The sequence below is a fragment of the Clostridioides sp. ES-S-0108-01 genome, assembly GCF_020662285.1.
Taxonomy (GTDB): Bacteria; Bacillota; Clostridia; order Peptostreptococcales; family Peptostreptococcaceae; genus Clostridioides.
On record NZ_JADGMN010000001.1, the window covers coordinates 464,216 to 477,955 of the forward strand.

The following is a 13,740-nucleotide window of genomic DNA, read 5'->3' on the forward strand; positions in this document are numbered from 1 at the left end:
ATGGAAAAGGTGATAGGAAAATCATACCCTCTAAAAGATGCAGCTTTAAAAGTTACTGGTCAAATGAAATATGTGGCTGATATGAAACCACAAAATGTACTTCATGCTAAAATGCTTTTAAGCCCTGTAGCACATGCAAAGATAAAAAGTATAGATACAAGTGAAGCTGAGAAAGTAGTGGGTGTTAGGGCTATAGCCACTCATCTTAATACATCACAAAGAAAATACAATGGTTCTTTAAGATTTTATGAGCATAATATACCTGAAAATGAAGTTATTTTTTCAGATACAGTTAGATTTGTTGGTGACCGTGTTGCAGCAGTTGCAGCGGAAACACTAGAAATAGCAGAAAGAGCTGTAAAACTTATAAAGGTTGAATATGAAGAGTTACCAGCTGTATTTACTATACAAGATGCAATAAAAGAAGATGCCATATGTATACATGGAGATTCAAACATAGTTTCACAAAATAATATAAATGGAGGAGATGTAGAAAAAGGCTTCAAAGAATGTGACTATATATTTGAAGATGAATACTCTACTCCAGCGATACATCATAGTGCAATAGAGACTCATAGTGTAATTGCACACTATGATTATAATGATAAATTAACTGTACATACACCTTGCCAAAATACATTTGGATTTAGAATAATATTGTCTCAAATTTTTGGGATGTCGTTAAATAAAGTAAGAGTTATAAGACCTGCTATTGGAGGTTCATTTGGTGGAAAATTAGAACTTACAATTGAACCAGTAGCAGCTGCATTGTCAAAAATGACGAGAAGACCAGTTAAAATGGTTCTCACAAGAAAAGAATCTATGATATCAACAAGAACTCGTCATGGGTCTTTTGTAAAATTAAAAACTGGTGTAAATAAAGATGGAGAAGTAATAGCACAAGATATAAAAATATATACAAATACAGGAGCATATGCATCAAGTGCTTTAAATGTTATAGGAGCACTTAGTCATAAAGTGTTTAAAGTTTATAAAATACCAAATATAAAGTTTACTGGAATGCCTGTATATACAAATACACCAATTGCAGGAGCTATGAGAGGCTATGGTTCACCTCAAATATTTATGGCTCAACAAGCTCAATTTGCGAAGATAGCTAAGGAAATAGGGATGGATTTGGTTGACTTCCAAAATAAAAATGCTGTAGAACCAGATGGTGTTGATATAATTTTCCATGGTTCTCTTGGAAATCCTAGAGTATTGGATTGTATAGAGCAAGGCAAGAAGATGTTTAAGTGGGATGAGAAGAAAAAACTTCCAAAAGAAGAAGGAAAGTATTTAAGAGGTATAGGTATGGCAATAGGTGCACATGGTAATGGAGTTTTTGGTGCACATAGAGATGTTGTCACATTGACTCTTAAATTAAATGAAGATGGTACATTGACACTACTTACAGGAGCACATGATATGGGTAATGGTGTTGTAACTATGCAAACAATGATGGTAGCTGAAGTTTTAGGAATAACACCTGATAAAGTTGATACATTTGAAACTGATACTGATGCATGTACATTCAACCTTGGTGACTATGCAAGTAGAGGGGTATTTGTAGAAGGTGGAGGAGCTAAAAAGACAGCAGAAAAATTAAAGACACTTATATTAGAAGAAGCAGAAAAATTACTTGAAACATCAAAAGAAGAGTTATATCTAGATGGTGGATATGTAATTAGTAAACTTAATGAAAATATAAAAGCATCACTTTCTGATGTTGCAGTATATAGTCAAAGTAAATCATTAAGAGAGTTAACTGTTGTTGAAGACTATTCTTCACCAGCTGGACGCACTTCTTATGGTGTACATTTTGCTGAAGTCTTAGTGGATAAAGAAACTAAGGATATAAAAGTAGTTGATTTTGTAGCTGTACATGATGTTGGTAGAGTTATAAATCCTCTAAATTTAGAAGGTCAATTAGAAGGTGGAATTCATATGGGTCTAGGATATGCACTTAGTGAAGAGTTGGCATTTGATGAGCAAGGTAGACCTAAGGCTACTGATTTTAAAACGTATAAATTATTTAGAACTGTAGATATGCCAAAGTGTCAAATTGCATTTGTAAATGGTTATGAAAAAGCTGGACCTTTTGGTGGTAAAAGTATTGGAGAATGTGCTGTTGTGCCAGTTGCACCAGCTGTCGCAAATGCAGTATATAATGCAACTGATGTAGAAATACATTCATTACCAATAAAATTAAAATAATAGAAGTTAAAGTAGAAATAACAATTTATTGTATTTGTAAATGATAATAAAAATAGATTTATTTGATGAGGAGATATTGCTATGGCAAAGATATTAGGTATTTGTGGAAGTCCACGTAAAGGAGCAACAGAATATGCAGTATTAGAAGCTTTGAAAGAAGCAGAAACTATACCTGGTATAGAAACAGAGTATTGGTCAGTTAGAGGGAAAAAAATAAGCCCTTGTGTACATTGTGATGCATGTATAAGAAAAGAAACTATGTGTATCATAAAAGATGATATACAAGAATTAGAGCAAAAAATATTGGAGGCAGATGGAATTATAGTAGGTTCTCCGGTTTATGATATGAATATAACTGCTCAACTTACAGCAGTATTTAATAGACTTCGTCCAATGTATTTAGTTCATCCAGGAAAACTTCAAAATAAGATTGGGGCAGCTATAACTACTGGTGGAACTAGATATGGTGGCCAAGAATTGACAAAACTTCCTATAATAAATTTCTTCCTAATGCATGAAATGTTAGTATCTGGAGGTTTAGGTGGATGCTATATAGGTGGTACAATATGGAGTAAAGATGGAAAAGCAAAAGGTGCCCAAGAGGACGAGACAGGTATGGATACTGTAAGAAGACTTGGAAAAGGTGCTGCAGAAGCTGTTATGGTTTCTAAGTTTGGTCTTGAAAAATGGAATGTTGTAAAAGAAGAGTTAAATGTTAAAAAGGATGAGAAATCTCCTCTTAGAGACCACTAGAAACTTATTATATTATTGATTATTAGATGTATAAAAATAGTGATGTAATCTGTTATTGCATCACTATTTTATGTTTTAGTTTAGATTTTGTAAGTTTTATATTAAAAAATATACAGACAAAGTGTTTTAAGATTTATTTTTAAATTTTAAAAATGAGAATTAAAAAGTGAGAAGATAAAAAAGGTTTTTCAATTATTAAATTCTGTAGACATTGTATCAGTCAAAGACAGAAGAGCAAAAATAATAAAAGCATTGCAGTTTCTATATTAAACAACTATAGAAAAATATCCAATATATATTTAGTGTTGGCATGTTAATTGCTAACATATTAAAGTATAAAAATTTAACAATAATTTGGAGGTATTTTAGATGTTAAAAGAGATTAAATGGAAAGTAAATAATTTGCCAAAGGGCGATAAGGAAAATTGTATCAAATTTTTAAATGAAGAAGAAATAACGAAGGTTAGAAACTTTCATAAAAGCTTTCCTCAATATAAAGAAACTCCACTAGTAAATCTAGAAGGTTTAGCAAAAAAATTAGGTGTTGCAGGAGTATATGTAAAAGATGAATCTTATAGATTTGGATTAAATGCATTTAAAGTTTTAGGTGGTTCTTATTCTATGGGTAAATATTTAGCCCAAAGATTAGATACAGATATATCTGAATTAGGATATGATAAATTGACTTCAGATGAAATAAAAGAGAAATTAGGAGAAATAACTTTCTTTACAGCTACAGATGGAAATCACGGTAGAGGAGTTGCTTGGACAGCTAATAAATTAGGTCAAAAATCTGTTGTATTAATGCCAAAAGGTTCTTCTGAATTTAGATTAAATAAAATTAAAGGAGAAGGAGCAGATGCTAGCATAACAGACTTAAACTATGATGATGCAGTAAGATTAGCTAATGATTATGCAGAAGCTGATGACCATGGAGTAATGGTTCAAGATACAGCATGGGATGGATATGAAGAAATACCAGCATGGATAATGCAAGGATATGGAACTATGGCTCAAGAAGCTATAGAGCAATTAAAAGAATATGGAGTAGATAGACCAACACACGTATTTGTGCAAGCAGGAGTTGGTTCACTTGCTGGTGCAGTTCAAGGATATGTTGCTTCAATATATGATGAATGCCCAATAACAGTAGTAGTAGAGGCTGATGAAGCTGACTGTTACTATAAATCAGCAGAAGCAGGAGATGGAAAGCCAAGATTTGTTGGTGGAGATATGCCAACTATAATGGCAGGACTTGCTTGTGGAGAACCAAATACTATAGGGTTTGAAGTATTAAAAAATCATGCAGCAGCATTTGTTTCAGCACCAGACTGGGTTTCTGCTAAAGGTATGAGAACATTAGGAAATCCTCTAAGAGGAGATGAAAAAGTAATTTCTGGAGAATCTGGAGCAGTTACAACTGGTCTTTTAATAGCGGCTATGGAAAGAGACGATTTAAAAGAGTTAAGAAAAGATTTAAAATTGGATGAAAATTCAAGAATACTTTTAATAAGTACAGAAGGAGATACTGACCCTGATAAATACAGAAGTATAGTTTGGGATGGAGAGTATCCAAGTATATAAGTAATTACTAAAATGTAATTATTAAATATTAGTTTACATATTTAGAAAATATATAAGTTCTAAAATTTAGAAGATATATAACATATAAAATGCATACATTATAAAAAATCTAGGGGGATAATGAAATGTTAAACGAACAAAGAAAGCAAGAAGTAACTGAAATATGTCAAAAATTAATTCAAAATCCTAGTTCTTCTGGAAACGAAGAAGGAGTTGTAAAAGCAATAGAAGAGTCTTTTGAAAGGTTAGGTTTTGATAGCTGGTCAAGAGATAAATATGGAAATATAGTAGGATGTATAAAAGGAAACAAACCAGGTAAAAAAATATTATTTGATGGACATATAGACACAGTTCCAGTTCCAGATGAAAGTAAATGGAGCGTTCCTCCTTTTGAAGGAAGAATAGTAGATGGAAAGATATATGGTAGAGGAACTTCTGACATGAAAGGTCAATATACAGCAATGATGTCAGCAGTTGCATACTTTGCAAAAGATACTAACAAAGATTTTGAAGGTGAATTATACGTAGCAGGAGTTGTTCACGAAGAAATATTCGAAGGAGTTTCAGCTAGAGAAATAAGTAAGGCTGTTCAACCTGATTATGTTGTAATAGGTGAATCTTCAGAATTAAATTTAAAGATTGGTCAAAGAGGTAGAGGAGAAATAGTAGTAGAGACTTTTGGTAAGCCAGCTCACTCTGCTAATCCAGAAAAAGGTGTAAATGCAGTTTATAAAATGGCTAATGTAATCCAAAAGATACAACAATTAGTACCTCCAACTCATACAGTTTTAGGTGATGGAATACTAGTTTTAACAGATATAAAATCTTCTCCATATCCAGGAGCTTCAGTAGTGCCAGATTACTGTAAAGCAACTTTTGACAGAAGATTATTAGTTGGAGAAACGAGAGAAGGAGTATTAGCTCCAATACAAGCATTACTAGATGAAATGATGAAAGAAGACAAAGAATTAAATGCAAAAGTTTCTTATGCAGTTGAAAAAGCCGATTGTTACACAGGAAATACTATAGAGAGTGAAAGATTTTTCCCAGGTTGGTTATATGATGAAGAAGATGAATTTGTTCAAGCAGCATATAAAGGATTAAAAGAAGCTGGAATAGATTCAGAAATAACTCAATACTCATTCTGTACAAATGGAAGCCACTATGCAGGTGAGGCTGGAATAAAAACTATAGGATTTGGTCCTTCTAAAGAAAATCTTGCTCATACAATAGATGAGTATATAGAACAAGAACAATTATTTATAGGAACAGAAGGTTACTATGGAATATTAAAATCTGTATATGGAAAATAATAGTTAGTTCACAATAAATTATTTAAATATATTCTAGAGGTGCTGGATATAGCACCTTTAGAAAATACTTTAAAGCTTAAAATTTAGGAGATATATATGGGAACAATACTAAGAGGTGGAACTATAATTACCTCTGATAAGACTTATATAAGTGATTTAAGGATAGAAGATGAAAAGATAGTTGAAATAGGAAATGATTTAGAAATAAATGATGATAAGGTTATTGATGCTACAGGTAAAATTGTAATTCCTGGTGGAATAGACACACATACTCATTTTGATATGAATGCAGGTTCTATTACAACTGCAGATAATTTTGAAACAGGAACAAGAGCAGCTATAGCTGGAGGAACTACTACAATACTAGATTTTGCAGAAGCCAATGAGGGGGAAAACCTACTGCAAGGTGTAGAAGCATATCATAAAAAAGCAAGTGGAAATTGTTATTGTGATTATGGTTTTCATATGACAATTACATGTTTAAATAAAGATACATTTAATCATATGGAAAAACTTATTTCGGATGGGATAGTATCTTTTAAGATGTATATGGCATATGATGGCATGAAAGTAGATGATGGAACAATATACAAGGTTTTAAAGAAAGCTAAAGATTTAGGTTGTATAGTTGAATTTCATTGTGAAAATGGCGATTTACTAGATGTATTGATAGAAGAAAATGTACAAAATGGTAATTTAGGAGCAAAATATCATCCACTTACAAGACCTAATATAGTTGAAAAAGAATCTGTTTCTAGACTTGCTGACATAACTCAATTATCTAATTCAAAATCTTATGTAGTACATCTAAGTTGTAAAGAGTCACTTGAAACTGTGAAAATTGCTAGAGAAAAAAATATAGATATGATAGTAGAAACATGTCCACAGTATCTATTATTGGAAGATAATTTATATGATAAGGATGGATTTGAAGGTGCTAAATATGTAATGTCTCCTCCTTTAAGAAAAAAAGAAGATATAAGTTATCTTTGGGAAGGATTAGCTAATGGGGATATTCAAACAGTTGGCACAGACCATTGTTCATTTAATTTTAAGGGACAAAAAGATTTGGGAATTGATGATTTTAGTAAGATACCAAATGGAGCACCTGGTGTTGAACACAGATTAGCCCTTTTATATACATATGGAGTCTTAGAAAATAGAATAAGTGCAAATAAGTTTGTGGAAGTTACCTCTACAAATGCTGCAAAAATATTTGGAATGTATCCTAAAAAAGGTGAGATAGCTGTAGGAAGCGATGCAGATATAGTTATTTTAAATACTAATAAAGAAGAAACAATTAGTTATAAAACTCAAAAACAAAATGTAGATTATACTCCATATGAGGGTTTTAAGATTAAATGTAAAGTTGAAGATGTATTTTTGAGAGGAAACCATGTAGTACAAAGTTGTAATATTAAAGAACAGTCAACAGGACAATATATTAAAAGAAAAATTATTAAATAATGCGGGGGGAAATAAGAATGATGGATATACTTATTAAGAATGCCATAATAGTAACTGTGAATAAAGAGAGAGAAGTTATTTTTGATGGGGCATTAGTAGTAAAAGATAACAAGATTGCTGATATTGGGAACTCTAAAGAAATAGAAAGTAAATATACAGATGTTAAAAAAGTGATAGATGCTAAAGGTAAAGTTTTATTCCCAGGTTTTATAAATACACATACTCATTTATTCCAAACTTTATTAAAAGGATTGGGAGATGATATGGTACTTAAAGATTGGTTAGAAACTATGACGTTTCCAGCAGCTAACTATTTAGAAGCAAAAGATACTTATGATGCTGCAATGCTTGGATGTATTGAAGGTCTTAGAAGTGGTATAACAACAATGGTTGACTATATGTATCCTCACAGCAAACCAGGTCTTTGTGATGGAATAATAGATGCTTATAAAGAATTAGGAATAAGAGGAATACTTGGAAGAGGATGTATGAATACAGGAGCTCAATTTGGAGTTCATCCTGGAATAATGCAAGATGTAGAAACAGTTGAAAAAGATGTAAGAAGATTATTTGAAAAACACCATAATACAGAAAATGGAAGAATCAAAATAGGAGTAGCTCCAGCAGCAATATGGTCAAATTCTCAAGAAATGCTTGAGATGTTATGGAGAATAACAAAAGAATATGATGATGCTTTATTTACAGTACATATATCAGAAACTCCTTTTGATAGAGAAGCAGCAAAAGAATTGCATGGTCAATATGACATAGATGTTTTAGAGAAATTAGGAATACTTGGACCAAATGTGCTTATGGTACATTGTGTATATTTAACTGAAAAAGATATGGAACTTGCTAAAAAATATGATATGAAAGTGTCTCATAATACAGCAAGTAATATGTACTTATCTTCAGGTGTTGCGCCAGTGCCAGAAATGCTTAAAAAAGGAATAACAGTTAGTTTAGGTGTAGATGGAGCTGCTAGTAATAACTCTCAAGATATGCTTGAGCTTATGAAATTGACAGCACTTCAACATAAAGTTAATAAGTGTGACCCATTAGCAATGTCAGCAGAAAAAGTTCTTGAGTTGGCAACTATAGATGGAGCAAGAGCTATTGGAATGGAAGATGAGATAGGTTCATTAGAGATAGGTAAAAAAGCTGATTTGCTAATATTCAATCCAATGCTTTCTCCAAAAGCAATACCTATGCATAATCCAGTATCTACATTAGTATATTCTTCTAGCATGAAAAATATAGAGAGTGTTATAGTAGATGGAAATATAATAATGGAAGATTCAAAAATATTAACAACTGATGAAGAAAAAGCATTGAAAGATGCTCAAGATACAGCTGAGAGACTTTGTGTAAGAGGGACTATAAAGAATAGAATGGAAGGTCATAAATGGAATAGCCTTTACTAATAAATGTGATTTTATTTATAAAGAAGTATAGTAAAAACTTTAGCTTAAAAATATGAGTTTTGAGGTGATTTATTTGATTATCAAATGTACTATAAATAATAAAGAAAAAGAATTAAGTATAAGACCAGATGACTTTTTAGCAGATACATTAAGAGAAAATGGATATGTAAGCGTTAAAAAAGGCTGTGATACAGGTTCATGTGGTTTGTGTACAGTAATGGTAAATAACAAGGCAGTGCTTTCTTGCAACTATCTTACTGCTAGAGTAGATGGTCAGCATATCACAACACTTGAAGGTGTCTTGGATGAAGCAAAGAAATTTGGGGATTTTCTTGCAGATGAAGGAGCTGACCAATGTGGATTTTGTGCTCCTGGATTTATAATGATGGTCTTAGCTATGAAAAGAGAGCTTCAAAATCCAACAGAAGAAGAAGTTATAGATTATGTAAATGGTAACCTTTGTAGATGTACAGGATATAAAGGTCAATTAAGAGCAATACATAAATATTTGAACACTTAAACTTTTAAGTGAAAATTAAATTGATATGGGGAGAGAATATGATAACTATAAAGGAATATGTAGTTCCAAAAAGTTTAGATGAAGCTTATGAACTGCTAATATCAAGAAAAAACAACATAATACTTGGAGGCTGCGGATTTTTAAAACTAGGTAGTAAAAATATTGGTTCAGCAATAGATTTAAAAGACTTAGCTTTAGATTATATAAATGAAACTGATGATAGCATATTAATTGGAGCAGATACAAGTTTAAGAACTTTAGAATTAAATAAGGTTATTAAAAATTACTGTAATGGAGTAATTTCAAACGCTGTTTCTAATATAGTAGGAGTTCAATTTAGAAGTGGAGCTAGAGTAGGAGCTAGCGTATTTGCTAAGTATGGATTTTCAGATTTAATACCTTCATTACTAGTAGTAGATGCAAAGGTTAAGTTATATAAAAAAGGGGTTATGAACTTAGCTGATTTTTTAGAAAGTGAGCTTGAAAAAGATATATTAATAGAAATTATATTACCTAAAAAGGATGCTATAGGTGTATTTGATTCTATAAGAAAATGTACAGGTGATTTTGCAGTATTAAATGGAGCAATGTTAAAAGAAGGAAATACTTATAAAATTGCAATAGGAGCTAGACCAAGAAGAGCAAAAATTGCCTATAAAGCAAGTGAAATACTAAGTTTAGAAAATGATATAGAAAAAGCTAGCGAAGTATCAAGTGAAGAACTTTCATTTGGAAGCAATATAAGAGGAAGTAAAGAATATAGAAAAGATATGGCAAAAGCCTTAGTAGTGAGAATGTATAATAGTATTGGGGGTGAGTGTGATGGTAAATAAAGAGGTAAGAAAAATAGATAGTGAAGCCATTGTTACTGGAAAACCAATATATACAGAAGATTTAATTTTTCATAAGGATGCTTTAACTATTAAGCTTCTTAGAAGTCCACATGCTTTTGCTAAGATAAAAAATATCGATATAAAAAATGCATTAAAAGTAAAAGGTGTAGTAGATATATTCACTTATAAAGATGTTCCAAATTATAGATATTCAATGGTTGGAGAGTCATATCCAGAAGCATCACCTCATGACCAGCTAATACTTGAAGATATAGTTAGATATGTAGGAGATGAAGTTGCTATAATAGCTGCTGAAGATGAAAGGTCTGCCATTAAAGCTATGAAACTTATAAAAGTTGAATATGAAGTAATGACTCCAATATTGGATGCAAGGGAATCAGAAGGAAATAAAATTTTGATACATGAAGAAGATGATTTATTTTGTCCATTTGACTTTGGATTAGATGCTACAAAAAACATAGTATCAAGAGAGAAAATGGGTAAGGGAGATGTAGAAAAAGAGTTTAAAGAGAGTGATGTAATAGTAGAACAATCTTATATGACTCAATCACAAGCACATTGTATGATGGAGACTCATAGAGCTTATACGTATATAGATACAAATGGTAGACTAGTAGTAACTTCTGCAAATCAATCAGCTTATCATATGAGAAGACAGGTTTCTAGAGCATTGGGAATACCTCTTTCAAAGGTAAGAGTAATAAAACCAAGAATAGGTGGAGGTTTTGGTGGAAAAAACATAGCTGTAACAGAGATATATGCGTCATTTGTAACTTGGATGACGAAAAGACCAGCAAAACTTGTTTATACTAGGGAAGAAACTTTTGCAATGACTAACACTAGACATCAGATGTTTTTTGATATAAAGGTTGGGGCAGATAGAGAAGGAAACATAAAAGCTATAGATATGAAAGCATTAAACAATACAGGTGCTTATGGTGATAATGGACCTTCTGTTTGCTCTGAATCAGGGCATAATGTACTTCCAACATATAATAATGTACCTGCAATAAAATTTGATGGAAGAACTGTATATACTAATTTAGTTCCAGGGGGAGCATTGAGAGGATATGGAGCAACTCAAGGTACGTTTGCACTTGATTGTGCAATCGATGAATTAGCACATAAACTTAACATGGACCCAACAGAAATAAAGTTGAAGAATATTATAAAAAAGCAAACTGAAGGCGGAATAATGAATTTTCCAATAAGAAGTTGTGCACTTGATGAATGTATAATTAGAGGTAAAAAACTTATTGGATGGGATGAAAAATATCCTGTCAGGGATATTGGAAACAATAAGGTAAGAGCTGTTGGAATGTCTGTGGGAACTCATGGTTCTGGTATAGCTAACATAGATATGGCAATAGTAAATATGAGAATGGACGAAGATGGTACTTATAAGTTGTTTTCTGGGTCTTCAGACTTAGGAACTGGTTCTGACACAATACTTGCACAAATAGCTGCAAAAGCATTGAATACATCTATTGACAGAATTTCCGTTTATACAGGAGATACAGATATGTGTCCATATGATACTGGTGCATATGCTTCTTGTACTACTTATGTAACTGGAAATGCTACAATAAAATCTGCTGAAAGTTTAAAACAGAAGATATTAAAAGTAGCACAGAAGAAACTCAATTTACCAATAGATGATTTAATACTATATGAAGACAGAGTTTGTTATAGTGAGGATGTAGAGAAATTTGTTTTATTAAGTGAATTAGGAAGAGAATCTGTTGGTGGTGGAAATCAAGAGGTTTTATATTCATCTGAATCTTATGGTATACAAGAAAGTGCTAAGCCATTCTTAGCAGGATTTGCTGAAATCGAGTTAGATAAAACAACAGGTGAGTTTAAAGTAATAAATTATGCTTGTTCTACTGATTGTGGGACAGTTATGAATCCTGCACTTGCTAGAATACAAGTTGAAGGTGGTGTAACTCAAGGTATAGGGCTTGCAATGTATGAAGACCCTAGACATGGTTCTGATGGAAAACTTCAGACTTCTAATCTATTGCAATACAAAGTTCCAACAAAAAAAGATATAGGAAATATATTTGTTGACTTTGTAGATAATTATGACCCAACAGGTCCATATGGGGCTAAATCTTTAGGGGAAATAGTTATTCATACACCTGCACCAGCAATAGCAAATGCAATATACAATGCCACAGGAGTCCGTATAAGAGAACTTCCTATAACTTCTGAGAAAGTTTATATGGCTATGAAAAAATTAAATCAGGGAGGTAAATAAATGATTGCTATAAAAAGTAAATACTTAATATCTTCTGCTGATGAAATATATACAAATTATGCTGTTGTAGTAGAAAATGACATTATAAAAGATATATTACCAAATGAAGAAGTTGAAATAAAATACAAAAATATTGAAGAAATAATAGATAAATCAGATGCTATAGTAATGCCAGGATTTGTAAATGGTCATATGCATCAATATGGAGTACTTTCTAGAGGAATACCAGCAAATGTACATTTTACTGATTTTGAGGGCTTCTTAAATGACTATTGGTGGCCATTTATAGAAAATAGAATAGGATTAAAAGAAGTAAAGGCGACAACTAAAGCATCAGCGATAGAACTTATAGAATCTGGTGTAGTAGCTTTTTGTGATACCTTAGAAGCTCCAAACACAGAGGTAGGAACTTTAATTGAGCAAGGTAAAATACTAGAAGAGATAGGAATGAAAGCGATTTTATCCCTGGAAAGCTGTGAGAGAATAAGCTATGAAAATGGACTTAGATGCTTAGATGAAAATTCTAATTTGATAAAGTGGAGCAGAGAAAATAGTAAATTAATAAATGGAATAATGTGTACTCATACAAGTTTTACATGTTCGGATAAATTTATTAAGAAAGCTAAAAATGAAGCAAAAAAATTAGATGCACCAATGCAATTCCATTTATGTGAGAGTATTTATGAACCAAACTATGCTGAAAAATATTTTGGTAAAAAAGCAGTTGACCACTATAATGATTTAGATATATTGGATGAAACTGTATTAGCCTCTCAGTGTGTAAAAGTGAGTGATGAAGAGATAGATATATTAAAAGAAAAAGGCGTAAAAGTGGTTCATATGCCTCTTAGTAACTGTGAAGTAGGTGGAGGTTTTTCTCCAGTACCAAAAATGATTAAAAAAGGCATAAAAGTAGCACTGGGTACTGATGGATATATAAATGATTTTTTTGAAGTTATGAGAGGTGCATTTTTAATGCATAAATCAGTTGAAGAAGATGCATCAGTAATGCCAGCAAATTTAGTATTTAAGATGGCAACAGAACATGGTGCTTATGTGTTAGGTCTTCAAAACTCTGGCAAAATAATAGCTGGTAATAAGGCTGATATAATAGTTATGGAAGATGAATTTAAAACTCCTATTACTCTTGATAATATATTTGACCAGATAGTAGTTCAAGGTAAAAAAGAATTTATATCAAATGTATACATAGATGGTAGACATATTTTAAAAGAAAAACAGTTAGTTGATTTAGATAAAAAGGCTATTATTAAAGAAATGAAAGAAGTTGCTTGTGAATTTTGGAAGTTTTAATGAATGTAAATATATATGAAAAGGGGAAGCAGAT

10 protein-coding genes are annotated in these 13,740 nt (G+C 31.7%); all 10 read left to right on the forward strand.

All coding sequences use genetic code 11. The features are described 5' to 3' along the window. The gene (locus IR152_RS02065; RefSeq protein WP_227450167.1) at positions 1-2,217 is read left to right on the forward strand and encodes a xanthine dehydrogenase family protein molybdopterin-binding subunit; all 2,217 of its coding nucleotides are present in this window, start codon (positions 1-3) and stop codon (positions 2,215-2,217) included. An 81-nt stretch (positions 2,218-2,298) separates the two neighbouring features. Continuing rightward, entirely contained in the window at positions 2,299-2,970 is a 672-nt protein-coding gene (locus IR152_RS02070; RefSeq protein ID WP_227450168.1) for a flavodoxin family protein, read from the forward strand. Between the two features lie 369 nt (positions 2,971-3,339). Continuing rightward, on the forward strand, positions 3,340-4,554 hold the full coding sequence (dpaL, locus tag IR152_RS02075) for a diaminopropionate ammonia-lyase (protein WP_227450169.1): 1,215 nt from the start codon (positions 3,340-3,342) through the stop codon (positions 4,552-4,554). A gap of 125 nt (positions 4,555-4,679) precedes the next feature. Next, on the forward strand, positions 4,680-5,867 hold the full coding sequence (locus tag IR152_RS02080; RefSeq protein ID WP_227450170.1) for a YgeY family selenium metabolism-linked hydrolase: 1,188 nt from the start codon (positions 4,680-4,682) through the stop codon (positions 5,865-5,867). A 96-nt stretch (positions 5,868-5,963) separates the two neighbouring features. Next, positions 5,964-7,334 carry a dihydropyrimidinase gene (hydA, locus tag IR152_RS02085; protein WP_227450171.1) on the forward strand — a complete coding sequence of 457 codons (1,371 nt, stop codon included), beginning with the start codon at positions 5,964-5,966 and terminating at the stop codon, positions 7,332-7,334. A 17-nt stretch (positions 7,335-7,351) separates the two neighbouring features. Further along, the gene (locus IR152_RS02090) at positions 7,352-8,758 is read left to right on the forward strand and encodes an amidohydrolase family protein (protein ID WP_227450172.1); all 1,407 of its coding nucleotides are present in this window, start codon (positions 7,352-7,354) and stop codon (positions 8,756-8,758) included. Positions 8,759-8,810: 52 nt separating this feature from the next. Then, positions 8,811-9,278, forward strand: coding sequence for a (2Fe-2S)-binding protein (locus IR152_RS02095; RefSeq protein WP_413927459.1), 468 nt, complete (start codon positions 8,811-8,813; stop codon positions 9,276-9,278). Positions 9,279-9,316: 38 nt separating this feature from the next. Beyond that, positions 9,317-10,111: an FAD binding domain-containing protein gene (locus IR152_RS02100; RefSeq protein ID WP_227450173.1), complete on the forward strand. Its 795-nt coding sequence runs from the start codon at positions 9,317-9,319 to the stop codon at positions 10,109-10,111. Continuing rightward, entirely contained in the window at positions 10,101-12,392 is a 2,292-nt protein-coding gene (locus tag IR152_RS02105; protein WP_227450174.1) for a xanthine dehydrogenase family protein molybdopterin-binding subunit, read from the forward strand. Before IR152_RS02100 ends, IR152_RS02105 begins: the two co-directional genes overlap by 11 nt. Further along, entirely contained in the window at positions 12,393-13,706 is a 1,314-nt protein-coding gene (locus IR152_RS02110; RefSeq protein WP_227450175.1) for an amidohydrolase family protein, read from the forward strand. Positions 13,707-13,740 lie beyond the last annotated feature (34 nt).